Source organism: Pseudomonas sp. V88_4, assembly GCF_029967985.1.
Classification (GTDB): domain Bacteria; phylum Pseudomonadota; class Gammaproteobacteria; order Pseudomonadales; family Pseudomonadaceae; genus Aquipseudomonas; species Aquipseudomonas glycinae.
The window spans coordinates 1-26932 of the sequence record NZ_JASCAF010000028.1; the positions used below are offsets into that span (position 1 = coordinate 1).

Here is a 26932-nt window from a genome sequence, read left to right on the forward strand (position 1 = left end):
CCCCCCCCCCCCCCCCCGGGCCGATTATTCGCGGAACCTTCCTTCGGGCTGGCATACTGAGCGCCTTTTTCGGGCCTGGTGCCTGATCCGGCTCATGCGCGTCAGCGCTCACAGGAACTCCGGTGAAAAAAATCGCAGTGTTCGCCGATGTGCAGAACCTCTACTACACCGTGCGTCAGGCCTATGGTTGCCACTTCAACTACGCGGCGCTGTGGGCGGACATCAGCAAGGACGGGCAGATCGTCGAGGCCTACGCCTACGCGATCGACCGGGGCGACAGCAAACAGCAGCAGTTCCAGCAGATCCTGCGCAACCTCGGTTTCACCGTAAAACTCAAACCCTACATCCAGCGCAGTGACGGCTCGGCCAAGGGCGACTGGGACGTGGGCATCACCCTCGACATCATGGACGCCGCCGACCACGTCGACGAAATCGTCCTGGCCTCCGGTGATGGCGATTTCGACATGCTGCTCGAACGCATCATCAACAAACACGGCGTGCAAGCGGTGGCCTACGGCGTGCCCGGCCTGACCGCCAACTCGCTGATCCGCGCCGCCAGCCGTTATGTGCCGATCGAAGGCGCGCTGTTGCTCAAGAATTGAACGGAGTTGAACCCGGTTTGGAACGCATTGCAGTCATCGACTTTGAAACCACCGGCATCTCGCCGAGCAGCAGTTGTCGGGCCACGGAAATCGCCGTGGTCATGCTGGAAAACGGCCGCATCGTCGAGCGTTACCAGAGCCTGATGAACGCCGGCGTCCGCGTCCCGGCCTTCATCGAACAACTGACCGGCATCAGCAACGCCATGCTGCGCACCGCGCCATCGGCCGAACAGGTGATGAACGAAGTCAACGAATTCGTCGGCTGTACACCGCTGCTGGCGCACAACGCCGCCTTCGACCAGAAGTTCTGGGACTTCGAACTGGGCCGGATCAAACGCACTCGTTTGCAGAATTTTGCCTGCTCACTGCTGCTGGCCCGCCGTTTGATGCCTGCTGCGCCGAATCACAAGCTCGGCACGCTCACCACCTTCGCTCAATTGCCGCATACCGGCCAGGCGCACCGGGCGATGGCGGATGCGGAGATGGCGGCGAACCTGATGGCGCATTTGGCGGATGAGTTGCGGCACAAGCACGGCGTGCGCGAGCTGTCGCACGACTTGCTGTGCAAATTGCAGAAAGTCCCGGCCGCTAAAGTCGGCGAACACCTGCAGCGCTATCGCTGATTTTCAGGCAAACACATTTCCCTGTGGGAGCGGGCTTGCCCGCGATGGCGTATTGTCTGTCAGCCAAATTGTCGGAGGTGATGGCCTCATCGCGGGCAAGCCCGCTCCCACAGGGAACACCATTGCCTCAGGGTTTGCCGTTGCCTTCGATGTGGCCGAGTGGCACCCGCTTCTCTATCGCACTCGACAACACGATCGACGTCTTGCTGAAGCCGAATTTCGCCACCCGGTTGATCAGCTCTTCCAGCTCGGTCATCGAGCCCACAGCCGCCTGCATGATCACGCACGGGTCGCCGGTGACGCGGTGGCATTCGGTGAGTTGCGGAATTCTGATCAGTTCGTCGTACACCTTCGGGTTGCCGTGCTGGTTCAGGCGCAGTTCGATGACGCATTGGATCGGCAGGCCGAGTTTGGCCATGTCGACCTTGGCCGAGTAGCCGGTGATGACGCCGCTGGCCTCGAGTTTGGCCACGCGTTCGGCGACGGCGGGGGCGGAGAGGTTCACTTTGCGGGCGAGGTCGGCGTAGGACGCGCGACCGTTTTCGAGCAGGGCGCTGAGCAGCATGCGGTCGTATTTGTCCAAGGTCGGACTCCTGAAAATGCCAGACTTTCGAAATCGCGGTTTAAGCCGTCGATCTCCGTTTTTTCAAAAGTGTACCGGCGCTATAAACAGGTTTTGTAACTTATTTTTAGCGGTTGGCCTTTCTAGAATAACCAGTCTCCCTGCCTTGATGTCGAGTCGTCTCATGTCTGCCGTGCGCCGTTTTTCCTTGCCGCTGATCGCTGCGTTTTTTGCGTTGTACGTGATTTGGGGATCGACCTATCTGGTGATCCGCATCGGCGTCGAATACTGGCCGCCGCTGATGCTCGGCGGTGTGCGCTTCGTGATTGCCGGCACTCTGATGTACGCGTTCCTGCGCTGGCGCGGGGTACCGGCGCCGACCTGGGTGCAGTGGAAAGCGGCGGGGATCATCGGGATTTTGTTGCTGAGCTTCGGCAACGGCGCGGTGACCCTGGCCGAGCACAGCGGCGTGGCGTCGGGTGTTGCTGCGCTGGCGGTGGCGACGGTGCCGCTGTTCACTTTGCTCTGCGGTTATCTCTGGGGGGCACGCAACACCCGCCTGGAGTGGGCCGGGGTGGTGATGGGGATTATCGGTATCGCGATGCTCAACATGGGCTCCAACCTGCAATCGAGTCCGCTGGGCGCTGCGTTGCTGATCTTCGCCGCGGCGAGCTGGGCGTTCGGTTCGGTGTGGAGCAAACACCTGCCGCTGCCTCAAGGCGCAATGGCCAGTGCCGTGGAAATGCTGGTCGGCGGCGTGGTGCTGTTGATCGGCAGCGCGGCCAGCGGTGAACACCTGCAGGCCATGCCGCCGCTGGAAGGCTGGCTGGCGCTGGCGTACCTGATCTTCTTCGGCTCGATCATCGCCTTCAACGCCTACATGTACCTGTTGAAAAACGTTCGTCCGGCGGCGGCCACCAGTTATGCCTATGTGAACCCGGCGGTGGCGGTGTTGCTGGGGATCGTGTTTGTCGGCGAGACCATCGGCATCGAAGAGGCGCTGGCGATGCTGGTGATCATCGGCGCGGTGGTGCTGATCAGTCTCCCACAGTGGCGGCGTCCGGCGCGGCCACCAGTGGTCAGCGAGCCGACTGCCGCAGCGAAGGTCATAGCGACGGAGCAGCGTGCGAATTAGGGTAAACTGCGCGCCATCGCACACATGCTCTGATTTTTCCTACGGTACTCCCATGACTTTCGCCACCCTTGGCCTGATCGAACCTTTGCTGCGCTCCCTCGAGAAGCTCGGCTACCAGACCCCGACGCCGGTGCAGGCCCAAGCCATTCCGGCCGTGCTGGCCGGTCGTGACCTGATGGCCGCGGCCCAGACCGGCACCGGCAAGACCGCCGGTTTTGCCTTGCCGCTGTTGCAACTGCTGGCGATGGAAGGGCCGAAAGTCACCGCCAACTCGGTGCGCGCGCTGATTCTGGTGCCGACCCGCGAGCTGGCCGAGCAAGTCCACGAAGCCGTGCGCCAGTACGCCGAAAACCTGCCATTGCGCACTTATGCGGTGTACGGCGGCGTCAGTATCAACCCGCAGATGATGAAGCTGCGCGGCGGTGTCGATCTGCTGGTCGCGACGCCGGGCCGTCTGCTCGACCTGTTCCGCCAGAACGCGCTGAAGTTCAACCAGCTGCAAACCCTGGTGCTGGACGAAGCCGACCGCATGCTCGACCTGGGCTTTTCCGAAGAACTGGCGAACATTTACCGCGCGCTACCTTCGAGACGTCAGACGCTGCTGTTCTCCGCGACCTTCTCCGATGATATCCGCCTGCTGGCCGGGCAGATGCTCAACGATCCGCAGAGCATCGAAGTCAGCCCGCGCAACGTTGCGGCCAACACCGTCAAGCAGTGGGTGGTGACGGTGGACAAGAAGCGCAAGCCGGAACTGTTCGTGCACCTGATGCGCAAGAACAAGTGGAAGCAGGTGCTGGTGTTCGCCAAGACCCGTAATGGTGTGGACGCGCTGGTCGAGAAACTTCAGGGCCTGGGCGTGAATGCCGACGGCATCCACGGCGACAAGCCGCAAGCGACCCGGCAGCGGGCGCTGGACCGATTCAAGCTGAGCGAAGTGCAGATTCTGGTGGCCACCGACGTGGCGGCCCGTGGTCTGGATATCGAAGATTTGCCATTGGTGGTCAACTTCGATTTGCCGATCGTCGCTGAGGATTACATTCACCGTATCGGCCGTACCGGTCGTGCGGGTTCCACCGGTGAGGCGATCTCGCTGGTGTGCGCTGATGAAGTGAACATGTTGTCGGCGATTGAAATGCTGACCCGCAGCACATTGAAGCGTGAGGTTGAGCCGGACTTCGTGCCGGAGCACCGCGTGCCGGACACCGATGCCAGTGGTCAGGTGATCAAGAAGCCGAAGAAACCGAAGAAGCCGAAAGCTTCCGGTGGCGGTGGTGGCAAGCGCAATCTGGGCAAGTGGGTGGACAGCGGCGACACCCAGGCGCCGGAGCCTTCGATCAAGCCTGTGCGCAAGGTGCCGGTGTTCAATACCGGGCCGCGCAAGCGTAAGCCATAAGGGCAGCGGCGAGTTTCAAGCTGCAAGCTACGAGTTAAGGGCGGTTTGTCGTTAGCTTTTGGCTTGTAGCTTGCCGCTGTTGTTGAGCCACTTGAGCATTCCAGCTCCGGCCGCCCGGCCACTGGCAAAACACGCCGTCAGCAGATACCCACCCGTCGGCGCTTCCCAATCCAGCATTTCCCCCGCACAAAACACCCCCGGCAACGCTTTGAGCATCAATCGCTCATCCATCGCCTCGAACGTCACCCCGCCGGCACTGCTGATCGCCTCATCCAGCGGCCGGGTTTTCACCAGCGTCAGCGGCAAGGCTTTGATCGCCCGGGCCAACAACGCCGGATCGGCAAACGTTGCAGCGTCAGTGAGTTCTCGCAGCAACGCCGCTTTCACCCCATCAATCCCCACCTGACTGTGCAGATGCTTGGCCATCGAGCGTGAACCCCGAGGTTTGCTCAATGCCGCCTGCAATTTATCCACAGGTCGGCCGGGCAGCAGGTCGATGTGAATGGTCGCGGCACCGTGCACATTGATCGCCTCACGAATCGGCGCGGACAGCGCGTAGATCAGGCTGCCCTCGATGCCGGTCGCAGTGATCACGCATTCACCCAGACGCGGAACATCATCATTCAAACCAATGGCGATATTTTTCAACGGCGCACCGGCGAATTTGCTGACCATCACTTCGCTCCAGGCCGGCACCTCGAAGCCGCAATTGCTCGGCTGCAACGGCGCCAGTCCTACGCCGCGTTGCTCCAGCGGCAGCATCCACGCGCCGTCGGAACCCAGTCGCGACCAACTGCCGCCGCCGAGGGCGAGCAGGGTGGCATCGGGGTTGAGGGTTTTCTCGCCTTCCGGGCTGTCGATGCGCAGCGCGCCGTTGTCATCCCAGCCGAGCCAGCGGTGGCGGGTGTGGATAACCACGCCGCTTTCGCGCAGGCGCTTGAGCCATGCGCGCAGCAGCGGCGCGGCTTTCATGTCGGTGGGGAACACCCGGCCGGAGCTGCCGATGAAGGTTTCGATGCCCAACTCGTGAATCCAGCGGCACAGTGCGTCGGCGTCGAACACGCGTAGCAGCGGGGCGATGTTCGGGGCGCGTTCGGCGTAGCGCGAAAGGAAGGCCGGCCAGGCTTCGGAATGGGTGATGTTCATGCCGCCGACCCCGGCCAGCAGGAACTTGCGGCCCACCGAGGGCATGCCGTCGTACAGATCGACGCGGACTCCGGCCTGGCTCAGCACTTCAGCGGCCATCAGGCCGGCGGGGCCACCGCCGATGATGGCGACGTGAGCGGGAAGGGCGGCGGGAGTCTGGGTCATGGCAGCGGCAATAGCGTGGCGGAATAAGCCGCGCATTCTAGCAGCAGCGACCATCGTCAGGCCTGATCAAAAAACAACCAGCGAGTTGCAGGCCATGTTCAGCGAGGCCTGTAGTCCCTTTCGCTCAGGTTATCCACAGGCCGTTCCACAGCCATTGTGGGTAACGCAGCACAACTCAATGACAACCCGATGACTGCCAGACGCGCTGCGCACTGTGATGCAGGATGCCGTGGCGGCGGGCGAGGGCGTGGCGATCCTTGCTGTAACCGCCGCCGATCACCCCAACCACCGGAATATCGCGGCCCAGGCAGTGGCGCATCACGCTTTCGTCGCGGGCAGCAACGCCTTCGTCGGTCAGTTGCAGATAACCGAGGGCGTCGTCCTTGTGCACGTCGACGCCGGCGTCGTACAGCACCAGGTCCGGCTGATACAGCGGCAGCAGATAGTTGAGCGCGTCGTCGACGACTTTCAGGTAATCGGCGTCGCCCATGCCGTTGGGCAGCGGAATGTCCCAGTCGCTTTCGGCCTTGCGTGCAGGAAAGTTCTTTTCACAGTGCAGGGAAACGGTGATCGCTTCCGGGGTGTTGTGCAGAATTCGTGCAGTGCCGTCGCCCTGATGCACGTCGCAGTCGAAGATCAGCACCCGGTTCACCCGGCCGCTTTGCAGCAGGTAGTGGCTGATGATCGCCAGGTCATTGAAGATGCAGAAGCCGGCGGGGTAGTCGTAATGGGCGTGATGGGTGCCGCCGGCGAGGTGACAGGCCAAGCCATGTTCCAGGGCTTTTTCCGCTGCCAGAATTGAACCGCCGACCGCCCGCACCGTGCGTCGCGCCAAGGCTTCGTTCCACGGTAGACCGAGGCGCCGCTGGTCTTCGCGGGACAACTCGCCACTCATGTAGCGTTCGATATAACCGCGGTCATGGGCCAGGGCGAGAATGTCGGCAGGGCACAGTTCAGGACGCAGCAGGTCTTCATCGCGGGTCAGCCCGCTGTCCACCAGGTGATCGCGCAGCAGGCGGAACTTGTCCATGGGAAAGCGGTGATCCGCCGGAAACTCGGGGCTGTAGTCTTCGTGGTAGATCAACGGCAATGGCATGGCGGACTATTCATAAAGGCTGTAGGAAAGAGTGCAAAGCCTACCAGCGATGTAGACTTGCGGCATGGAAACGGAGGGGCACGATGGAGCCGATACTTGAGCTGGAAAGCGCGAGACTGCTGATGCGCCAGTGGCAGGACGCAGATTTGCCGGCATTTGCGGCGATGTGCGCCGATCCGCAGGTGATGCGCTACTTTCCCGCGCCCTTGAGCCGGCTGGAAAGCGCCGCGCTGATCGGCCGGGTACGCGGGCATTTTGCCGAGCACGGTTACGGCCTGTGGGCGCTGGAGCGCAAGGACAGTGGCGAGTTCATCGGTTTTACCGGGCTCGGCGTGGTCGGCTTCGATGCGCCGTTCACCCCGGCGGTGGAAATCGGCTGGCGGCTGGCCAAGGAACACTGGGGCCTCGGATATGCCAGCGAGGCGGCGTGGACCGCGCTGCGCTGCGGTTTTGACCGGTTGGCCCTGAAGGAGATCGTGTCCTTCACCGCGCAGAGCAATCTGCCGTCGGAAAAAGTCATGCAGGCGATCGGCATGCATCACGATCCAGCCGACGATTTTGATCACCCGAAACTGGCGGTCGACCATCCGTTGCGTCGACATGTGTTGTACCGCATCACCCGGGAGCAATGGCTGCAGACCTTGCATGGCTAAGCCGACACGGACGTTTACAATGGCGCGATCAGTGGCTCGCGCCAGAATCTGAATTGGCCGCCGCAGCCGAGACTGCGCGGCATAGCGTTGTGTGAGGAGAGTCTGAATGAGCCAAGTGTTGGAAGATCTGGTGGATCTGCTGACCCTCGAACCGATCGAGGAAAACCTGTTCCGTGGTCGCAGTCAGGATCTGGGCTTTCGCCAGTTGTTCGGCGGCCAGGTGCTCGGCCAGTCGCTGTCGGCGGCCAGTCAGACCGTTGAAGAAGCGCGTCATGTGCATTCGATGCACGGTTATTTTCTGCGTCCGGGCGATGCCAAGTTGCCGGTGGTCTACTCGGTGGACCGCGTGCGTGATGGCGGCAGTTTCAGCACCCGCCGCGTGACCGCGATCCAGAAGGGCCACCCGATTTTCACTTGCAGCGCGTCGTTTCAGTACGACGAGGAAGGCTTCGAACACCAGAGCCAGATGCCGCAAGTGGTCGGCCCGGAAAACCTGCCGTCTGAGCTGGAACTGACCCAGCAACGCGCGCACCTGATCCCGGAACACATGCGCGAAAAGCTGCTGTGCCCCAAACCGATCGAAGTGCGCCCGGTCACCGAAAAAGACCCGTACAACCCGCAACCGGCGGACCCGATCAAGTACGTGTGGTTCCGTGCCGACGGTGCCTTGGCCGACATCCCGGCGCTGCACAAATACCTGCTGGCGTACGCTTCGGACTTCGGTCTGCTGACCACCTCGATGCTGCCCCACGGCAAATCGGTCTGGCAGAAAGACATGCAGGTCGCCAGCCTCGACCACGCCTTGTGGTTCCACAACGACCTGCGCGCCGATGACTGGTTGCTCTACGCCATGGACAGCCCATGGGCCGGCAATTCCCGTGGCTTTTCCCGTGGCAGCGTGTTCAACCGCGCCGGGCAACTGGTGGCGTCGGTGACTCAGGAAGGCCTGATCCGTCATCGCAAGGACTGGGCATGAGTCTGGCGGAAGTGCGGCACTGGGTGTTCGACATGGACGGCACCCTGACCGTCGCCGTGCACGACTTCGCGGCGATTCGCGTGGCGCTGTCGATCCCGCCGGAGGACGACATCCTCACCCATCTCGCGGCGTTACCCGCCGAGGAAGCGGCGGCGAAACATGCATGGCTGCTGGAACATGAGCGGGATCTGGCGCTCGGCTCGACCCCGGCGGTCGGCGCGGTGCAGCTGGTGCGCGACCTGCACGCCCGGGGCTATCGCCTCGGCATCCTGACCCGCAATGCGCGGGAACTGGCCCATGTGACGCTGGAGGCGATCGGCCTGGCCGACTGCTTTGCGGTGGAGGATGTGCTGGGCCGCGATGAAGCACAGCCAAAACCGCATCCGGGTGGTCTGCTGAAACTGGCCGAGGCCTGGCAAGTGCCGGCGAGCGAGATGGTGATGGTCGGTGATTACCGGTTTGATCTTGATTGCGGCCGGGCGGCGGGCGCACGCACGGTGCTGGTGAATCTGCCGGATAATCCGTGGCCGGAGTTGACCGACTGGCATGCGAAGGATTGTGTGGAGTTGCGGCGAATGCTGTTCGCCTGATTCATCGGTTGTCGGAGCGGGCCCCATCGCTGGCAAGCCAGCTCCCACAATGATTTGCGTGAATGCAAATTTTGTATCCGCTACAAATCCCCTGTGGGAGCTGGCTTGCCAGCGATGGGGCCAGAGTAATCACCACTGAATTTATTGGTCGAATATTGCTTTCTGGCCTTCCGGCGAGGTCAGCATGCCGTCGCCGTTATGCCCGACGCCGGGCACTTCGATCAGGCGCTGATTCACCCCTTCAGGGTGACGACGCAGCAAGTAACCGAAAAACAGCTTGCCGCGTTCCAGTCGATAAGCCCCCTGGGCTTTGGCAGCGCAGCTCTTGTCCAGCGCCGGATGTTGCGGGTCGGTGTCCTGCTGGCCCAGCAGATAAATTACCTCGCGTTTGACGTAACGGGCTTCAAGCTGCGCAGGCGTTTGCCCACCCGCGTAGATCGGCGGGTCCACCAGACCGTACTTCCAGCGGTTGAATCCCGGACACTTGGCATGATCGAAGGCCACCGGCCGTTGCTCATTGAAATAGGCGTACGACGACGGGTTGGCCACCACATAACGCAAGCGAATGCCTTCGGTCTTGAGCGCCGGTTGTTCCTGGGCCAGCAGCGCATAACGCTGCACCACCTGCGCGCCGCCGGAGTGACCGAAGATCACGATCTGCTTCACGTCCGGAAACTGCTTGCGATCGCTCAGCCGCCCGACGATTTCGTCCAGTGCGGCGTAGGAACTCAGCGGGTTCGACCCTGTGGATAACCCGCCGCCCATCCAGTCGTTGCCTTGCCAGCGCAGTACGCTGGCGGGTAACGAGTAGAGCGCCACATCGCTTTCGTTGAGAAACTGCGGGGCGATCACCAGGGTGTTGGCGGTTTGCCCGGCCAGTTCCGCCGCGGCTTCGCCGCTTTTGCGATAGGTCTCGGCGTTGCGCAGGCGGCCATGAATGACGATCAGCACGCGCTCGATTTTCGCCGGCGCCGGGCCGATGCCCACTGCCATTTCGCCGGCCTGCAATTGCAGGCGCCCGGGACTGATTGCGTCGACGCCGGCCGCTTGGGCGGTGCCGCCGATGAACAGTAAAGCCAACAGCCATTTATGCATTTACAGGTTTTTCGCCGCAAAGGTATCGCACTGGCCGACCTGGCCCTGGGCGAATCCGGTTTTGAACCAGCGCACCCTTTGCGCCGACGTACCGTGGGTAAACGAGTCCGGCACCACACGGCCCTGACCCTGTTGTTGCAGGCGATCATCACCGATGGCGTTCGCCGCGTTCAAGGCTTCTTCGATATCGCCGGGTTCCAGCCAGTTCAGACGCTTCTGCGCGTTGTAGGCCCAGACCCCGGCCAGACAATCGGCTTGCAGTTCCTGACGCACCAGCAGTCCGCCGTCACCTTCCATCTGCCGGCCTTGCTGGCGGGCTGTCTGAATTTTCGCCGAGACGCCGAGAAGCGTCTGCACATGGTGTCCGACTTCGTGAGCGATCACGTAGGCCTGAGCGAAGTCGCCGGCGGCCTTGAAGCGTTGGGCCATTTCCTGGAAGAACGCCATGTCGAGATAGACTTTCTGGTCCGCCGGGCAATAGAACGGGCCGGTGGCCGAGGTCGCCAGACCGCAGGCGGAATTGACCCGGTTGCTGAACAGCACCAGGGTCGGATCCTTATATTGCCGGCCGGCCTGCTGGAAGATCGCGCCCCAGGTGTCTTCGGTGTCGCCGAGGATCGAGCGCACGAATTCGGCCTGTTCATCGTTGGCCGGCGGTGCCTGACGGGTTTGCGAAGTGGGTGCCGATTGTTCGGTCATCTGCCCGGTGAGCTGGCCGAGGATCTGCAGCGGGTCCTGGCCGGTGATCCAGCCGATGCCGACGATCAGCAGGATCGCCCCGAGACTCAGGCCCTTGCCACCGCCGAAGCGCATGCCGCCACCACCGCCCATGTCATCGCCACGGGCATCGACGACGTTGTCACTGCGTCGGCCTTTTTTCCATAGCATGTGGGAATCCTCTGTCTGATCGTGGTGATGAGTGTTGCTGGTGTGTGAGTGTGGCGCCAGTCCGGTCGTCCGTCTATTCGTCCACACGCACAAAGGCCCGGCCTCGGGGTGACGAGGTCGGGCCTGTTATTGACGAGCACGAGCGCCGGGAATTCAATTCGCCGGCGGTTTTCTTTCGCCGGGTCGGGTGTCAGCGGTCGAAGGCATCCCACACCGGCGCGAAGTCCGGGCTGACCTGACGTTCGCGCTTGGACAACCCGGCGATCAACGCTCGGTCGTCGTTATCCAGTTCGACCTTCAACGAGGCCAGGTTGGCCAGTTGATTGGTTTTGCTGCTGGCCTTGGGAATCGCCGCGACATTGTCCTGATCCAGCAGCCACTTCAGCGCCACTTGAGTCGGCAGCACACCGTGTTTTTCGGCGATCTGCTGAATCTGCGGAATCTCCGAGACCTTGTTGCGTGCCAGTGGCGTGTAGGCCGTCAGCGCCAGATCGTGTTGACGGGCGTAGTCGAGCAGGGCGTTTTGTCCGAGCAGGACGTGGTACTCGACCTGAATGGCTGACAGAGGCATGCCGTATTCCTCGACGACTTTGCGCAGCAGCGGCAGCGGAAAATTCGCCACACCGATGTTGCGAGCCAGACCTTGCTCCTTGAACAACGCGAGGGTTTCAAGGGTGCGCGGCAGGTCCCAGTCAGTGGTTGGCCAATGGATCATGAACAGGTCGACGTACTCGCTGCGCAACGCCTTGAGGCTGCGATCCAGCGAGTGACGCATGGCGTCCGGTTGCAGCTGGTCCCACCAGACCTTGGTGGTGACGTGGATCTGCTCGCGGGGTGTCGGCGTATTCGCCAAGGCTTGTCCGACGGCGTCTTCGTTGTTGTAGGCGGCTGCCGTGTCGATGTGTCGGTAACCGAGTTCCAGCGCTTGCTCCACGGCGCGGGTGCATTCGTCGCCGAGCATCGGCCAGGTGCCGAGGCCGAGTTTGGGCAGGTTCAGTCCTTGTCGATTAACGATGTGCTGCATGGTCGATCTCCTGTTCGAAAGCCGTGACGCCCGTCATGTGCCGAGCTGCGATGTAACCGAAAGTCAGCGCCGGGCCGAGGTTGATCCCGCCCGCCGGATAATGCCCGCCCATGATGCTGGCCATGTCGCCACCGGCGGCGTACAGCCCGGGGATAGGCCGGTCTTCGGCGTCGAGCACTTGTGCATGCGGGTTGACCTTGAGCCCGGCGAAGGTGCCGAAACAGCCCGGCTGCACCTTCACCGCGTAGAACGGGCCTTGTTCGATAGGGGCCACGCACGGATTGGGCTGTTGCGCGGGATCGCCCTGTTTGCGGTTGTAAGGGGTCGAACCGCGACCGAACAGCGGGTCTTCGCCGTCCCGGGCATGGTGGTTGTAGTCATGCAGGGTGGCGCGTAAACCGATCGGATCGATGCCGCATGCACCAGCCAATTCCTCAAGGGTATTACCGGTTTTCATATAGCCGCTGCGGATAAAACCTGACACCGGAACCGGAAACGGACGAGACATGCCGAGCCCGTAACGCCGCTGGAACGCGCGGGTGCAGATCAGCCAGGACGCGACCTCTTCGCCCTCGGGGGCGGCGGCGACCATGGCGCTGACATAGTCGTAATAGCCGTTGGCTTCGTTGACGAAGCGCTGGCCGTTGCGCAGCACGCCGATGACGCCGGGTTTGCCGCGCTCGATGATGTGTGGGAAATGGCCGATGCTGCCGTCGGAATGTGGCACCTGCGAGACCGGCGCCCACGCCACGGGCGAGGCCACATCGGTGTTGACCCGGGCTCCGACGGTTTCTCCCAGTCGCAGGCCGTCGCCATTCACTCCCAAAGGTGGCAGCGCCCAATGCTCATGACCGGTGGGCGTACGGGGAAACAAGGCCTTGCGCCGCTCGATGTCGTTGGCAAATCCGCCAGCAGCGAGCACCACGGCTTTGCGGGCATGGACATTGAGCGGGCCTTTTGTGGTGTTCAAGCGAGCGCCGGTGATGCGTGATTCGTCGCGCAGCAGTTCCGTCACTGGCGCCGATTCCCACAGCAGTACGCCGAGGTCTTCGGCGGATTTCGCCAGCCGCGCCACCAGCGCCACGCCGTTGACCAGTTGCATCGCCCGGCCATGCAGCGCCAGATCCAGCAGGTGGCGAGTGAAACGCCGGGTCACGTGCCAGGCTGCCGACAACGAGCGAGTCAGATTGAGAAACGCCGACAGGTCCGCACCGGCCATGATCGGCATGCCCATGAACGATGTTTCGCGCATCGTTGTACGAAGACGCTTGAACAGGCGCCCGACCTTTCGCCCGTCATAGGGGGCGGCAATCACCGAGCGCCCGCCGCTGCCGGCGCCCGGTGTTTCGCCGTGGATGTCGGCGATGGCGTTGCCGTCCGCGAATTGCAGGGCGGTGTGCTGTTCGAAGAACGCCACCATGCGCGGGCCGGCTTCAAGGAAGGCGTCGATCATGGCCGGGTTGTAGTGCTCGCCGAGTTCGTGGCGCAGATAGGTGCGCGGCAGTTCCACGTCTTCCACGATCCCGGCGCGCCGGGCCAGCGGATTGCACGGCACCCACGCCCAGCCGCCCGACCATGCGGTGGCGCCGCCGAACACCGGATCCTTTTCCACCACGATGACTTTCAAGCCATGCCAGGCGGCGGTGACGGCGGCCGACAAACCGGCGGCGCCGGAGCCGACCACCAGAACGTCGCAGTCGATATCGGGAAGGGCAGGCATCAAAAAACGCTCCAGCAATCAATTGTTTTTAGAATCATGTTCCAGAAAATAACCAGCGCGGGCGAAGCAGATCAACCGACTGGCGCGCAAAGTGGGCGGTTATCGGACGCCAGGCTCCAGATTTCGCATTCCTCGGGATGTCTTCTAGAATCGGCGAAATTTCACCGAGAGCGCACCATGGCCGGCAGTCAAATCGAACGGGTTTTCAGCGTGCTGGAAAGCCTCACCAGTGAGCCGCGCGGGCTGCCGATGCAGACCCTGGCCGAGCAACTGGACATTCCGAAGAGCGCGACGCACCGCCTGCTCGCCGAGCTGATCCGCCTGGGTTACGTGCGACAGAACCCGGAGACGTTGCGTTACCACCTGTCGACCAAACTGGTTGCGATGGGCTTTCAATATCTGTCGAGCAGCGGGGCCGATATCGTGCAGCCGGTGCTCGATCGGCTGGCCCAGGAAACCGGTGAGCTGGTGCGTCTGGGCGTGATCGACGGCGAGCGCCAGACCTGGATCGCCAAGGCGCAGGGCGCGCGCATCGGTCTGCGTTACGACCCGGACATGGGCCGCGACGCGCCGCTGTTCTACACCGCGTCGGGCCATGCGTGGCTGGCGTGCATGAGCGATGCCGAGGCGTTGTCGCTGGTCGAGCGCCAGGGCGCGGAGGTGCCGGCGGATATCGGGCCCAACGCGCCGCGCTCCAATATTGAACTGCTCGAACGCCTGCGCGTGGCACGGGAACAGGGCTATGCCTGTGTGGAAGAAAGCTCGGCGGTGGGTACTTCGGCGATTGCTGCCGTGGTCAAACATCCCGCCGATGGCCGGGTGATCGGCGTGCTCAGCATCGCCGGCCCCAGCGCCCGGATGCCAGGGGCGCGATTGCATGAACTGGCGCCGTTGCTACTGACGTTTACCGAGGAATTGTCGGCAGCCAGCCTGGCCTCGGAGTTGTTCGTTTAACCAAAGCTGTGCGCTGTTCGCCCACTTTTCAGTCAGGCGGGTGGGAGAATCTGGAACCGGGTTCTAAATTGTCGATTGAGTGAGTTTTCCCACAACAATCACAAGAGGATCGCACCTTGAACCCGCCCCTTCGCATCGGCATTGGCTACGCCACTTCACCGGAATTGGCCGAGGCGCGGCTATGAGCGAGCGAATTCTGTCCCTGGCCAGCCTGACCGTCCTCGAATTGTCGCCCCCCGACATGGTCGAGGTCGCGGCCCGTGCCGGTTACAGCCATGTCGGCCTGCGTCTGGAGCCGGCGACGCCCGAGGAATATCACTTCCCGTTGGTAGCCGATGGCGACTTGCGGCGTCAGACACTGGCGCGCTTGCGTGACACCGGAATCGGCGTGCTCGACGTGGAAATCCTTCGATTGAAGCCGCAGACAGTGGTCGCGGATTTCGAGAAGCTGCTCAGCGTCGGCGCGGAGTTCGGCGCCAGCGAGTTGCTGGTCGCCGGTAACGATCCTGACGAGCAGCGGCTCACCGATCATTTCGCGGCGCTGTGCGATCTGGCGGCGCCCTACGGTTTGCATCCGCATCTGGAGTTCATGCCGTGGACCGATGCGCGCAATCTCAAGCAGGCGTTGCGCATCGTCGACAACGCGGGGCGCGAAAACGGTGCGGTGCTGGTGGATGCGTTTCACTTTGACCGCTCCGGATCGCGGCTGAAAGATCTGACCGGTGTGCCGGCCTCGCGGCTGCGCTACGCACAGTTGTGCGATGTTGCCGGGCCGAGGCCAACGGACATGGCCGAGATCTTGCGTCAGGCTCGCAATGAGCGCCGGTTTCCCGGCGAGGGCGATTGTGACCTGATCGGGTTGTTGCACAGTCTTCCGGCTAACCTTCCCCTGAGTCTGGAAATTCCCACGGTCAAATTGCTGGAGCAGGGCGTGAGCGGATTGCAACGCGCGCAAATGGCGATCGATCGGACACGGGAATTGTTGGCCCGGCTTTGAGTCTGCTCCAAGGGGCGAGAGCCGCCTCGTCACCGTTTATTTTTTTCAGAGAGAGCCCATGACCGTCAGCACCCCGCTTTCCGGCGTCAACCAACCCTTCAAGGGGATCTTGCTGATTGTCGTGGCGACGTTCCTGTTCTCCAGTCACGACGCGCTGTCGAAATACCTTTCGGGTTTTTATCCGATCGTGATGGTGGTGTGGGCGCGGTATCTGGTGCACACGCTGCTGATGGCCGGGATTTTCCTGCCGCAGTCCGGGCTGCGCGTGCTGCGCACCAAACGCCCGTTGTGGCAGTTGGCGCGGGCGTTGTGCCTGTTGGGCACCAGTCTTTTTTTCACCACGGCGTTGCTGTACATCCCGCTGGCCGAAGCCACGGCGGTCAACTTTCTTGCCCCGGTGCTGGTGACGGCGCTGTCGGTGCCGCTGCTCAAGGAACGGGTGACGCGCGGTCAGTGGATCGCGGTGGTGTGCGGATTCATCGGTGTGCTGATCATCGTCCATCCGGGCGGTGAACTGTTCACCCCGGCGATTTTATTGCCGTTCTGCTCGGCGCTGTTTTTCTGCTTCTATCAGTTGCTCACCCGCAAGCTCGCGGAAGTCGACAGCCCGACCACCAGCAACTTTTTCGCGGGGTTGTGCAACACGCTGGTGATGAGTGCGCTGGTGCCGTTCTTCTGGCAGGTGCCGAGCGTGGGGCATGCGTTGTTGATGCTGGCGCTGGGCAGTTGCGGAATGACCGCGCACCTGTTTCTGACCCAGGCATTCCGCCATGCCGCACCGGCGTTGCTGGCACCGTTCGGCTATTGCCAGATCGTGTTCGCGGGGTTGCTGGGCTGGTTGCTGTTTGCTCACACGCCAACCCTGATGACGGTGATCGGGATCGCGGTGATCTGTTGCAGCGGACTGGCGGCAGCGTGGCAGCAGAGCCGGCGCTGAAAGCAAAACCGGCCTGAAATCAGGCCGGTCGGTGCAGGAGGGTTATTCGGTAACCGTAGGAATCTTGCGCGGTGCCATGAAGTACATCCAGGTCAGCGCGATGAAGTACATCGCGGGGATCAGGGTGAACAGCACGGTGTAGTTGTTGTTGGTGACGGTCAGGATGTGGCCGACGATCTGGGTCATGAACATCCCGCCGATCGCCGCGCACATGCCGCCGAAACCGAACACCGTGCTCATCATGTGCTTGGGCGTGTAGTCCATCACCAGGCTCCAGATGTTGGCGGTCCAGGCCTGGTGCGCGCCGATGGCCAGGGAGATGGCGGCAACCGCGATCCACAGGTTGGCGGAGCCGGCGGCCATGACCACGCCGATGATGCAGCAGGCGAACAGGAACATCGACAGCAGCCGCGCCTTGATCGAGTTCATGCCACGACCGATCAGGAACGAAGACAGAATCCCGCCGCCCACGCTGCCGAAGTCAGCGGTGACGTAGATGATGATCAGCGGAATGCCCATCTGGGTGACGTTGATGCCCAGGTTGTATTGCTGATTGAGAAACGGCGGCAGCCAGTACAGGTAGAACCAGAACACCGGCGCGGTCAGCGAGTAGGCGAGGGCGAAGGCCCAGGTGCCGCGCATGCGCAGGATCTTCGAGAACGGCACGCGGGCCTGTTCCGGTTCGACTTCTTTCTGGATGTATTCCAGCTCCGACTGTTTCACGCTCGGGTGATCTTCCGGGTTGAAATACTTCAGGCCCCAGAACAGCAGCCAGATCCCGCCCAGTGCCGACATGCACAGGAACGCGGCCTCCCAGCCCCACACGTGAAGGATCAGCGGCAGCAGCATTGGGGTGAACATCGCGCCGACGTTGGTGCCGGCGTTGAAGATGCCGGTGGCGACGGCGCGCTCGCCGGCCGGGAACCACAGGCGTGTGGTCTTCACACAGGCCGGGTAGTTCGCCGCTTCAGTCAGGCCGAGGATGAACCGGCAGACCATGAAGCCCACCGCCGAAGTCGCCAGGCCATGGGCGCCGGTGGCCAGGCTCCAGAGCAGCACCGCGCAGAAGAACACGCGCTTGACGCCGACCCGGTCGATCAGCCGCCCTTGAAGCACGAAGCCGATCGCGTAGCCGACCTGAAACCAGAAGTTGATGTTGGCGTAGTCCATCGCCGTCCAGCTCATTTCCTTGGCAAGGATCGGCTGCATGACGCCGAGGGCGGCGCGGTCGATGTAATTGAGGGTGGTGGCGAAAAACACCAGCGCCAGCATGCCCCAACGGGTCTTGCCGACGGCCATGGCGCCGCGGATCTTGTCGCCGATGCCACCCGTGGCAGTGCTCATGGCCGGAGCCATGCGGGAAGTCTGTGAAGGAATCATGTGTTCCACCCGTTTTTGGATTTGTTATTTGGTGTGCTTTTTTTGTGCACGCTGCGACCGGCGGTTCAGTTCCGGACTCAAGGTGAGACGGATGTTGGGCAGTGGACGAAAAATCGTCAATTCGCCGAACCGGCATTGTGTTCGATAATCGCACGCAAAACTAACCGGGTAGTACAGTTTAAATTGCTCAATGAAAAACCGGGACCAATAATTCGCTCACCCTATAAAAGCGGCGCAATTTCCGTAGCCGACGTCTCCACCGGGAGTTGAAACATGCAGCGATCCATTGCCACCGTCTCCTTGAGCGGAACCCTGCCGGAAAAACTCGAAGCCATTGCCGCCGCCGGGTTCGACGGGGTGGAGATTTTCGAAAACGATCTTCTGTATTACGACGGCAGCCCCCGGGAAATCCGGCAGATGTGCGCCGACCTCGGGATTGCCATCACGCTGTTCCAGCCGTTCCGCGATTTCGAAGGCTGCCGCCGCGATCGTCTGGAGCGCAACCTGGAGCGGGCCGAGCGCAAGTTCGACCTGATGCAGGAACTGGGCACCGACCTGGTACTGGTCTGCAGCAATGCCTCCCCCGACAGTCTCGGCGAGCAACAGATCCTCATCGACGACCTGCGCCTGCTGGCCGAACGCGCCGGCGCTCGCGGCTTGCGCATCGGTTATGAAGCGCTGGCCTGGGGCCGTCACGTCAATACTTATCAACAGGTCTGGGACATCGTGCGTCAGGCCGATCACCCGGCCCTCGGCGTGTTGCTCGACAGCTTCCACACCTTGTCGCTGAAGGGCGATCCACGGGCGATTGCCGAGATTCCCGGCGACAAGATTTTCTTCGTGCAGATGGCCGACGCGCCGATCCTGGCGATGGACGTGCTTGAGTGGAGCCGGCATTTCCGCTGCTTCCCGGGGCAGGGCGAATTCGATCTGCCGGGGTTTCTCGCGCCGATCATTCAGAGCGGCTACACCGGGCCGCTGTCGCTGGAAATCTTCAATGACGGCTTCCGCGCCGCGCCGCCTCGGGCCAATGCGGCCGACGGTCTGCGTTCGCTGCTGTACCTGGAGGAGAAAACCCGTCAGCGTCTGGAGCAGGAAATCCGTCCTGTGGATAACCGCGACATCCTCTTCGAAACGCCGAAGGCCAGCGAATACAACGGCATCGAGTTTCTTGAATTCGCCGTGGATGAAAGCCTTGGCGCCAAGCTGTCGAACTGGCTGGAGCGGCTGGGCTTCGTCAAGGCCGGCCAGCATCGCTCCAAGAGCGTCAGCCTGTTGCGCCAGGGCGATATCAACTTGATCCTCAACTCTGAACCTTATTCATTCGGCCACAGCTTTTTCGAGGCCCACGGCCCGTCGCTGTGCGCCACCGCCGTGCGGGTCAAGGACAGCGCCAGTGCGCTGGCCCGCGCCGTCGCCTATAAAGGTCAGCCGTATCGCGGACTGGTCGGCCCCAACGAACTGGAGCTGGCGGCGGTGCGTGCGCCGGACGGTAGCCTGATCTATCTGGTGGATCAGGAGGCGGATGTCTACGGCACTGACTTCAATCTGCTGCCAAATGCCGTGGCGCGCGGCGGTCTCAAGCGCATCGACCACATGGCCATGGCGCTGCCGGCAGACAGCCTCGACAGTTGGGTGCTGTTCTACAAGAGCCTGCTGGATTTCGAGGCCGATGACGAAGTGGTGCTGCCGGATCCTTACGGGCTGGTGAAGAGCCGTGCGCTGCGTAGTCGCGACAGTTCGATCCGTCTGCCGCTGAACATTTCCGAGAACCGCAACACCGCGATCTCACACGCGCTGTCGAGTTATCGCGGCTCCGGGGTGCATCACATCGCGTTCGATTGCGACGATATCTTTGCCGAAGTCAGCCGGGCGAAAGAGGCGGGCGTGCCGTTGCTGGATATCCCGCTCAACTATTACGACGATCTGGCGGCGCGCTTCGATTTCGATGACGAATTCCTCAGCGAACTGGCGTACTACAACGTGCTCTACGACCGCGATGCGCAGGGTGGCGAGTTGTTCCACGTCTACACCGAGCCGTTCGAGGGGCGCTTCTTCTTCGAGATCATCCAGCGCAAGAACGGTTACGCCGGTTATGGCGCGGCCAACGTCGCGGTGCGGCTGGCGGCGATGGCCAAAGCACGCAGTGGCGCGGTTCGCCAGGCGAAGTTGTAGGAAATTCGTAAACGCGGGATTAAACACCGGTCGCGCGGCTTCCTTCACTGGGGCGCGCGGCCCATAATCGCCAGCCTGTGCAGTGATGGCCGTGAGCCCGCAATGACAATGACTTCAGAACTTCCCGCAGCTCCCGCTCTACCCGCGGTAGAGCCGCGCAAGAGTCGCAAGAACAACCCGGAAAAGACCCGCGAGAATATCCTGCAGGAGGCGATCGTCGAGTTCGTCCAGCAGGGGCTGTCCGGCGCCCGCGTCGATGCGATCGCCGAGCGCATCCACACCTCCAAGCGCATGATCTATTACTACTTCGGCAGCAAGGAGCAGTTGTACGTCGAGGTGCTGGAGAAGCTCTACGGCGATATCCGCAGCACCGAGAACCGTCTGCACCTGGCCGAGTTGCCGCCGGTGGAAGCGATCCGGCGCCTGGTGGAATTCACTTTCGATCACCACGATCGCAACGTCGATTTCGTGCGGATCGTCAGCATCGAAAACATCCACAACGCCGAGTATGTGAAGCGTTCAGACGCGATCAAGGCGATGAACAACACCATCCTCGATTCCCTGGGCGAGATTCTGCGTCGCGGTGCTGAAGAAGGGGTGTTCCGCGCCGGGCTCGACGCGCTGGACGTACATCTGTTGATCAGTTCGTTCTGCTTCTATCGCGTGTCGAACCGCCACACGTTCGGTGAGATCTTTCAGATCGACCTGCCGGACGAAAGCATCAAGCAGCGTCATCGCGAGATGATTTGCGAGTCGGTGCTGCGCTACCTGCAAGCGTGACTGAAGTCGAGGGGGCGTCGCCCCCTCACGGTTTTACCCATTCATGCTTTGAAAATGCGCGAGCATCCGTTGTGCATCCGGCGCCCTGCCGCTGAACAGTTCAAACGCTTTCACCGCCTGGAACACCGCCATGTTGCCACCATCCAGGGTTCGGCAACCTAGGGCGCGGGCGCTGCGCAGCAGTTCGGTTTCCAGCGGGAAATAGACGATCTCCGCCACCCACAACTCGGGCCGCAGCAGCGCCGTCGGCACGGGCATGCCCGGTAATTTGGCCATGCCCATCGGCGTGGTGTTTACCAGGCCGTCGGCCTGATTCAGCGCACTCGCCAGATCATGCCCGGCAACGGCCCGGCCAGCGCCGAAATGCTGGTTGAGGTTGTTGGCCAGACTTTCGGCGCGCTCCACGTCCACATCAAAAATGCTCAGTTGTTGTACGCCTTCGCTCAATAGGGCGTGGGCCACGGCCGCGCCTGCACCGCCGGCGCCCATCTGGACTACGCGCTCGCGGGCAACGTCTGGCAGGCCGCGACGAAAACCTTCGGCAAAACCCAGGCAATCGGTGTTGTGGCCGACGCGTTTGCCGTCCTTCAGCACCACCGTGTTCACGGCGCCGATGCCTCGGGCTTCCGGGGACAATTCATCGAGCAGCGGGATGATTGCCTGCTTGCACGGGAAGGTGATGTTCAGGCCGGTGTAATTCATGCGTTCGGCGGCCAGCAGCAGGTCGGGCAGGGCGTTGCTGTCCAGTTGCAGTTGATCGAGATCGATCAGCCGGTACAGGTAACGCAGGCCCTGTTCGTCACCTTCGTGTTCATGCAGCGCCGGGGTGCGGGAGGCCTGGATGCCGGCGCCGATCAGCCCGGCGAGTATCACGTTGTTGCGATTCATGCGGATCACCCCTTCAGCCGCTGGCTGAAATGTTCCAGGGCCAGGCGATAGCCGTGGCTGCCGAAGCCGCACATCACGGCGGTGGCGATGGCGGAGACGAACGAATGGTGACGGAACGGCTCGCGGGCGTGGACGTTGGACAGGTGCACTTCGATCACCGGCAATTCGCTGGCAACCAAGGCGTCGCGGATCGCGACCGAGGTGTGAGTCCAGGCGGCCGGGTTGATCACGATGCCGGCGCAGCGCTGGCGGGCGCCGTGAATCCAGTCGAGCAGTTCGCCTTCGTGGTTGGTCTGGCGAAACTCCACGGCCAGGCCGAATTCTTCGGCGGCACGCCCGCACAGGGCGGAGATATCGGCCAGGGTTTCGTGACCGTAGGTCGCCGGTTCACGGGTGCCGAGCAGGTTCAGGTTCGGGCCGTTGAGCACCAGAACGATAGGGGGCATGGGGGCAAACTCCACTTATTGTTTTTGGCTTGGGCCGAGGGTTTCGACCTGTGGAGTTAAATTGTACTAGATGGTTACTTTAATCAATTGCTCAGCATCGACCGCCCTGATTTGTGTGCGGTGATCGCACACTGATGCAATTCAGTGCGGCAACTGCTCCACCAGAAAATCGATGAAAGCCCTGACGCGCAGCGGCATGTGGCGATTCTGCGGGTACAACAAGGTAAACGGCCGCGAGCGTCCGCTGTAGGGTTTGAGCACTTCTATCAGCGAGCCGTCGGCCAGTTCTTTTTCGACGATGAAGCGATAGGTCTGGAACAACCCGGCACCGTGCCTGGCCAGGGTCACGCCACCGAGCACATCGTCCGAGCAACAGAAATTGCCCTCGGCGAGGATTTCCCGTGGCGCATCATCGTCGTAAAACAGCCAGGTGATCCGCCGCCCGCTGCTGGGCAATTCGTACTGGATGCATTCGTGTTGTTCGAGGTCCTCAAGGGTCTGCGGCGTGCCGGCGCGTTTCAGGTAATCGGGGCTGGCGACCATCACCAGCGCCGCATCTTCCAGATGGCGGGCGATCAGGCCGGAATCGGGAATCGCCCGCACGCGGATCGCCATGTCGTAGCCCTCGCCGACGAAGTCGATGTTGCGGTTGCTGATGTGCATGTCGACCTTCACCTGCGGGAAGCGCGCACGAAAGGCCGGCAACAGCGGCAGGATCCGATGATGGGCATAAGTCGTAGGAATACTGATACGCAGGGTGCCGGACGGTTCCTGCTGCTGGCCCATGACTTCCCGTTGCGCCTCGACCAGTTGCGCCAGCGCCTGGCTGCATTCTTCGTAATAGCGACGGCCGCTGTCGGTCAGTTTCACACTGCGGGTGGTGCGTGCAAACAGGCGTACTCCCAGGCGTTCCTCCATGCGGGATACCGAGCGGCTCACCGCTGCCGGCGTCACCGATGCTGCCTGCGCCGCAGCGGTGAAGCTGCCGCACTCGGCGGCCAGGCAAAACAACTCGATGCTGCCCAGCTGAAGATCGTCGAACTGTCGCTGCATGATTGATTACACCGGGGAATGAGTCTTCGTATGTAGCAAATGCGCGGCCACTGCGAAAGAACTGCTTACCATTTTGCGCGCGGCTTTTGCGGCTCCCGCACTAGGCTCGAAAGGTAACGGCTCCCGCAGGCCTGGGCGCCGGTGGTCGGATTTGCCAGGGAATGGCAAGTGTTGAAACTTTTAAACCTAACGGATGGGTTAGCATGAAGGTATGCAGTTACAAAGGACTGTCAGTGGTGATCATGTTGCGTGACGAACATTGTCCACCCCACGCACATGTGGATGCAGGCGCCTGGAGCGCCCGCTTCAAATTCAGTTTCTGGCACAACGGCGTTGAACTGTGGGATGTGGTGCCGTTGTCGCATCAACCGCCGGTCAGCCTGCTTGAAGGGCTGCGCCAGTCGCTGCGTGAAACCGATCATCTGCGGCGGGCGCGCTGGATCTGGTGGACTCGATTGCGCACCGCCTGCCTCGACAATCAGTGGTGGGACGGGCAGTCGAATCAGGTGGCGGTGCTGCGGGAGGTCACCAGCACGAGTTTCAGGATCGGATCGGCGTATTACGAGCCTGAGGTCAACAAAACCCTGTTGGCCCTGGTCGGCGCCAACGAAGGAGTGGAAATAGAATTATGAAAACAGTCAAAGCCACGCTGCACGCGGATCGACCCGTCACGGAAAAGCGTCTGGACGAAGCGGTCGACCGTGGTGGCGTGCGCCGACGCAGCAGCCTGCAAGCCGTGTCGGTGACCTTTGAGAAACCGTCCCTGGTGATTCGCTTCGAGGACGACAGCGGCGTGCTTTTGCCAGTGAACCTTTACCGCGAGTTCGATGATTTCGAGCCGGAAGATTTCAGCGGACTGAATGTGGGTTTTGCCGGCACCGCGTTGTGCCACGACGGCAAGGATTTGCAGGTTTCCATCGCCGGCATGATCTCGGCCAGTCAGCCGTTGATGGCCATGGCCGCCTCGGTAATCGCCTCTCGCAATGGTCGCCAGAGCAGCACCGCGAAAGCTGAAGCTGCACGGGCCAACGGCAGGAAGGGCGGGCGTCCGCGCAAAGTCGATCCCGTGCCATGAACAGGCACAAAAAAGCCGTCGATGAGGACGGCTTTCTTGTATCTGGGACCTGCAATCAGCGTCGGGTCAACAGCACGCCGGATTCCATGTGGTGGGTCCACGGGAACTGGTCGAACAGCGCGCAGCGGGTGATGCGGTGCGTGTCGTGCAGTTGGGCGATGTTCGCCGCCAGCGTTTCCGGGTTGCAGGAGATGTACAGGATGTTGTCGAAGCGCCGGGTCAGTTCGCAGGTGTCCGGGTCCATGCCGGCCCGTGGCGGGTCGACGAACACGCTGCCGAATTCGTAGCTTTTCAGGTCGATGCCGTGCAGGCGGCGGAACGGGCGAACTTCGTTCAGGGCTTCAGTCAGCTCTTCGGCGGACAGGCGCACCAGGGTGACGTTATCCACAGCGTTTTCGGCCAGGTTGCTCAGTGCGGCGTTGACTGAAGTCTTGCTGATTTCGGTGGCCAGCACTTTGCGCACACGAGTCGCCAGCGGCAGGGTGAAGTTGCCGTTGCCGCAATACAGCTCCAACAGGTCGTCGCTGCGATCGCCCAATGCTTCGTAGGCCCAGTTGAGCATCTTCTGGTTGACGGTGCCGTTGGGCTGGGTGAACGCGCCTTCCGGTTGGCGATAGCTGAAGGTGCGACCGCCGACGTCGAGTTTCTCGACCACGTAGTCGAGGCCGAGCACTTCGCGCTTGCCCTTGGAGCGACCGATGATGCTGACGCCCAGATCCGCCGCCAGTTTGGTCGCCGCCGCGTGCCAGTGCTCGTCCAGCGGACGGTGATAGCACAGAGTGATCATCGCATCGCCGGCCAGGGTGGTCAGAAACTCCACCTGGAACAGTTTGTGGCTCAGCGCTGCGCTGGCCTGCCATGCCGCTTTCAACTGTGGCATCAACTGGTTGATGCGCAGGCTGGCGATCGGGAATTCCTCGATCAGGATCGGCGTGCGTTTGTCGTCCTGGGAAAACATCGCGTAATGCCGTTCGCCGGCTTCACGCCACAGGCGGAATTCAGCGCGCAGGCGGAAGTTCTGCAACGGCGAGTCGAACACCGTCGGCTCCGGTGCATCGAACGGGGCCAGCAGGTCACGCAGGCGCGTGACCTTGTCTTCGAGTTGTGCGGCGTAGGCCTGGGAATCAAAAGTCATGCGTTGAACCAACCCAGCTTGATCACGAACAGAATCGACAGGATCACCAGCGCCGGGTTCAGCTCACGGGCGCGGCCGGACAGCAGTTTGATCGCAGTCCAGGCGATGAAGCCGAAGGCGATGCCGTTGGCGATGGAATAGGTGAAAGGCATCGCCAGGGCGGTGACCACGACCGGCGCGGCGACGGTGATGTCTTCCCAGTCTATTTCCGCCAGCCCCGAAGTCATCAGCACGGCGACGAACAGCAGCGCCGGCGCGGTGGCGAAGGCCGGTACGCTGGAAGCCAGTGGCGAGAAGAACAGCGCCAGCAGGAACAGGATCGCGACGACGATGGCGGTCAGGCCGGTGCGGCCGCCGGCACTCACGCCCGCAGCGGATTCGATGTAGCTGGTGGTGGTCGAGGTGCCCAGCAACGAGCCGGCCATCGCAGCGGTACTATCGGCGATCAGCGCACGGCCCATTTTCGGCATGTGGCCGTCCTTGCCCATCAGGCCGGCGCGCTTGGCGACGCCGATCAGGGTGCCGGAGTTGTCGAACAGGTCGACGAACAGGAAGGCGAAGATCACGCTGACCAGACCGATGTCCAGTGCGCCCTTGATGTCCAGTTGCAGGAAGGTCGGGGCCAGCGAAGGCGGCATCGACGTCACGCCGCCGAACGGGGTGAAGCCCATCACGATCGAGACGATGGTCACCGCGAGAATGCCGATCAGCACCGCGCCGCGTACTTTCAGGGCTTCAAGGGCAACGATCAGGGCGAAACCGAGGGTGGCGAGGATCGGAGCCGGCTGTTTCAGGTCACCGAGGCCGACCATGGTCGCCGGGTTGCTGACCACGATGCCGGCGTTGTGCAGGGCGATCAGCGCCAGGAACAGGCCGATACCGGCGGCAATCGCCGAGCGCAGTGGCAGCGGGATGCTGTTGATGATCCATTCACGGATGCGGAAGATCGACAGCAGGAAGAAGCACACCGCCGAAATGAACACCGCGCCCAGCGCCACTTGCCAGGTGTGGCCCATGTGCAGCACGACGGTGTAGGTGAAGAAGGCGTTCAGACCCATGCCCGGCGCGAGGGCGATCGGGTAGTTGGCGATCAGGCCCATGACCGTGGAACCGATGGCGGCTGCCAGACACGTGGCGACGAACACCGCGCCCTTGTCCATGCCGGTCTCGCCGAGGATGCTCGGGTTGACGAACAGAATGTAGGCCATGGCCAGGAAGGTCGTGACGCCCGCCAGAATCTCGGTCCGCACGTTGGTGTTGTGTGCCTTGAGTTGAAACAGCCTTTCCAGCATGTCTGCTCCCCGTGGCGCGCGTGGCGCCGTGAATGTATCGACCTCAACAGCAAAGCACAGACCGTCGCAAGCGCCTGGAAAATTGTGGTGGGCCGGAAAAAGCCGCGCATCATACCAGCAGCGTGAGGAAGATGGCGGATGTTGGTGTCGAT

Annotated in this window: 27 protein-coding genes; 14 read left to right on the forward strand and 13 right to left on the reverse strand. The window is 62.2% G+C overall.

From position 1 onward, the window contains the following. Positions 1-122: 122 nt before the first annotated feature. Positions 123-602 carry an NYN domain-containing protein gene (locus QLG12_RS07945; protein WP_003228475.1) on the forward strand — a complete coding sequence of 160 codons (480 nt, stop codon included), beginning with the start codon at positions 123-125 and terminating at the stop codon, positions 600-602. A gap of 17 nt (positions 603-619) precedes the next feature. Further along, positions 620-1225: a 3'-5' exonuclease gene (locus tag QLG12_RS07950; RefSeq protein WP_085655028.1), complete on the forward strand. Its 606-nt coding sequence runs from the start codon at positions 620-622 to the stop codon at positions 1223-1225. A 127-nt stretch (positions 1226-1352) separates the two neighbouring features. Here QLG12_RS07950 and QLG12_RS07955 read toward each other — a convergent pair whose 3' ends face one another. Then, on the reverse strand, positions 1353-1808 hold the full coding sequence (locus QLG12_RS07955) for an Lrp/AsnC family transcriptional regulator (RefSeq protein ID WP_102621133.1): 456 nt from the start codon (positions 1806-1808) through the stop codon (positions 1353-1355). A 163-nt stretch (positions 1809-1971) separates the two neighbouring features. Here QLG12_RS07955 and yedA point away from each other — a divergent pair, with 163 nt between their 5' ends. After that, entirely contained in the window at positions 1972-2922 is a 951-nt protein-coding gene (yedA, locus tag QLG12_RS07960) for a drug/metabolite exporter YedA (RefSeq protein WP_282474280.1), read from the forward strand. Between the two features lie 52 nt (positions 2923-2974). Next, positions 2975-4315, forward strand: coding sequence for a DEAD/DEAH box helicase (locus QLG12_RS07965; protein WP_197870492.1), 1341 nt, complete (start codon positions 2975-2977; stop codon positions 4313-4315). Between the two features lie 51 nt (positions 4316-4366). Here QLG12_RS07965 and QLG12_RS07970 read toward each other — a convergent pair whose 3' ends face one another. Continuing rightward, entirely contained in the window at positions 4367-5626 is a 1260-nt protein-coding gene (locus QLG12_RS07970; protein WP_282474281.1) for a TIGR03862 family flavoprotein, read from the reverse strand. Positions 5627-5801: 175 nt separating this feature from the next. Then, complete coding sequence (locus QLG12_RS07975) at positions 5802-6722, reverse strand: histone deacetylase (RefSeq protein WP_007958746.1); 921 nt, start codon at positions 6720-6722, stop codon at positions 5802-5804. An 83-nt stretch (positions 6723-6805) separates the two neighbouring features. Between QLG12_RS07975 and QLG12_RS07980 the strand changes: the two genes are divergently transcribed. From QLG12_RS07980 to QLG12_RS07990, 3 genes are all read left to right on the forward strand, one after another. Continuing rightward, positions 6806-7375 (forward strand): GNAT family N-acetyltransferase, encoded by a 570-nt coding sequence (locus tag QLG12_RS07980; RefSeq protein WP_197870498.1) that lies wholly within the window; start codon positions 6806-6808, stop codon positions 7373-7375. A gap of 106 nt (positions 7376-7481) precedes the next feature. Then, the gene (gene tesB / locus QLG12_RS07985; protein WP_039771793.1) at positions 7482-8351 is read left to right on the forward strand and encodes an acyl-CoA thioesterase II; all 870 of its coding nucleotides are present in this window, start codon (positions 7482-7484) and stop codon (positions 8349-8351) included. After that, positions 8348-8941, forward strand: a complete 594-nt coding sequence (locus QLG12_RS07990; protein ID WP_236194133.1) for an HAD family hydrolase — start codon at positions 8348-8350, stop codon at positions 8939-8941. The genes tesB and QLG12_RS07990 overlap by 4 nt, the downstream gene beginning before the upstream one ends. A gap of 141 nt (positions 8942-9082) precedes the next feature. Here QLG12_RS07990 and QLG12_RS07995 read toward each other — a convergent pair whose 3' ends face one another. From QLG12_RS07995 to QLG12_RS08010, 4 genes are all read right to left on the reverse strand, one after another. Beyond that, positions 9083-10036 carry an alpha/beta hydrolase gene (locus tag QLG12_RS07995; protein WP_282474282.1) on the reverse strand — a complete coding sequence of 318 codons (954 nt, stop codon included), beginning with the start codon at positions 10034-10036 and terminating at the stop codon, positions 9083-9085. Further along, positions 10037-10924: a neutral zinc metallopeptidase gene (locus tag QLG12_RS08000; RefSeq protein ID WP_039771788.1), complete on the reverse strand. Its 888-nt coding sequence runs from the start codon at positions 10922-10924 to the stop codon at positions 10037-10039. A gap of 190 nt (positions 10925-11114) precedes the next feature. Beyond that, positions 11115-11948: an aldo/keto reductase gene (locus tag QLG12_RS08005; RefSeq protein ID WP_282474283.1), complete on the reverse strand. Its 834-nt coding sequence runs from the start codon at positions 11946-11948 to the stop codon at positions 11115-11117. After that, complete coding sequence (locus tag QLG12_RS08010; protein WP_282474284.1) at positions 11932-13668, reverse strand: FAD-dependent oxidoreductase; 1737 nt, start codon at positions 13666-13668, stop codon at positions 11932-11934. Before QLG12_RS08010 ends, QLG12_RS08005 begins: the two co-directional genes overlap by 17 nt. Before the next feature lie 177 nt (positions 13669-13845). On the opposite strand from QLG12_RS08010, the gene QLG12_RS08015 reads away from it, so the two are divergent. The 3 genes from QLG12_RS08015 (at position 13846) to QLG12_RS08025 (ending at position 16556) form a co-directional block, all read left to right on the forward strand. After that, the gene (locus tag QLG12_RS08015) at positions 13846-14622 is read left to right on the forward strand and encodes an IclR family transcriptional regulator (RefSeq protein WP_064382136.1); all 777 of its coding nucleotides are present in this window, start codon (positions 13846-13848) and stop codon (positions 14620-14622) included. 181 nt (positions 14623-14803) lie between these two features. Then, on the forward strand, positions 14804-15619 hold the full coding sequence (locus QLG12_RS08020; RefSeq protein ID WP_282474285.1) for a sugar phosphate isomerase/epimerase: 816 nt from the start codon (positions 14804-14806) through the stop codon (positions 15617-15619). A gap of 58 nt (positions 15620-15677) precedes the next feature. Continuing rightward, positions 15678-16556 (forward strand): DMT family transporter, encoded by an 879-nt coding sequence (locus QLG12_RS08025; protein WP_197870518.1) that lies wholly within the window; start codon positions 15678-15680, stop codon positions 16554-16556. Between the two features lie 42 nt (positions 16557-16598). Here QLG12_RS08025 and QLG12_RS08030 read toward each other — a convergent pair whose 3' ends face one another. Further along, positions 16599-17936, reverse strand: a complete 1338-nt coding sequence (locus QLG12_RS08030) for an MFS transporter (protein WP_282474286.1) — start codon at positions 17934-17936, stop codon at positions 16599-16601. Positions 17937-18209: 273 nt separating this feature from the next. Between QLG12_RS08030 and quiC the strand changes: the two genes are divergently transcribed. Continuing rightward, positions 18210-20111: a 3-dehydroshikimate dehydratase QuiC gene (quiC, locus tag QLG12_RS08035; protein WP_282474287.1), complete on the forward strand. Its 1902-nt coding sequence runs from the start codon at positions 18210-18212 to the stop codon at positions 20109-20111. 102 nt (positions 20112-20213) lie between these two features. Next, the gene (locus tag QLG12_RS08040) at positions 20214-20891 is read left to right on the forward strand and encodes a TetR/AcrR family transcriptional regulator (RefSeq protein WP_197870524.1); all 678 of its coding nucleotides are present in this window, start codon (positions 20214-20216) and stop codon (positions 20889-20891) included. Between the two features lie 33 nt (positions 20892-20924). On the opposite strand, the gene QLG12_RS08045 is transcribed toward QLG12_RS08040, so the two are convergent. From QLG12_RS08045 to QLG12_RS08055, 3 genes are all read right to left on the reverse strand, one after another. After that, a complete protein-coding gene (locus QLG12_RS08045) occupies positions 20925-21779 on the reverse strand; it encodes a shikimate dehydrogenase (RefSeq protein WP_282474288.1) in 855 nt (284 codons plus the stop codon). A 5-nt stretch (positions 21780-21784) separates the two neighbouring features. Further along, a complete protein-coding gene (gene aroQ / locus QLG12_RS08050; protein WP_011336043.1) occupies positions 21785-22225 on the reverse strand; it encodes a type II 3-dehydroquinate dehydratase in 441 nt (146 codons plus the stop codon). A gap of 141 nt (positions 22226-22366) precedes the next feature. Then, complete coding sequence (locus QLG12_RS08055; RefSeq protein ID WP_282474289.1) at positions 22367-23278, reverse strand: LysR family transcriptional regulator; 912 nt, start codon at positions 23276-23278, stop codon at positions 22367-22369. Between the two features lie 203 nt (positions 23279-23481). Here QLG12_RS08055 and QLG12_RS08060 point away from each other — a divergent pair, with 203 nt between their 5' ends. Both QLG12_RS08060 and QLG12_RS08065 read left to right on the forward strand, forming a co-directional pair. Next, positions 23482-23910: a DUF4160 domain-containing protein gene (locus QLG12_RS08060; RefSeq protein ID WP_282474290.1), complete on the forward strand. Its 429-nt coding sequence runs from the start codon at positions 23482-23484 to the stop codon at positions 23908-23910. After that, a complete protein-coding gene (locus tag QLG12_RS08065; RefSeq protein WP_282474291.1) occupies positions 23907-24353 on the forward strand; it encodes a hypothetical protein in 447 nt (148 codons plus the stop codon). Before QLG12_RS08060 ends, QLG12_RS08065 begins: the two co-directional genes overlap by 4 nt. 55 nt (positions 24354-24408) lie before the next feature. Here QLG12_RS08065 and trmA read toward each other — a convergent pair whose 3' ends face one another. Both trmA and QLG12_RS08075 read right to left on the reverse strand, forming a co-directional pair. Further along, entirely contained in the window at positions 24409-25488 is a 1080-nt protein-coding gene (gene trmA / locus QLG12_RS08070) for a tRNA (uridine(54)-C5)-methyltransferase TrmA (RefSeq protein ID WP_197870532.1), read from the reverse strand. Continuing rightward, positions 25485-26780 carry an NCS2 family permease gene (locus tag QLG12_RS08075; protein ID WP_011336038.1) on the reverse strand — a complete coding sequence of 432 codons (1296 nt, stop codon included), beginning with the start codon at positions 26778-26780 and terminating at the stop codon, positions 25485-25487. The genes trmA and QLG12_RS08075 overlap by 4 nt, the downstream gene beginning before the upstream one ends. Positions 26781-26932 lie beyond the last annotated feature (152 nt).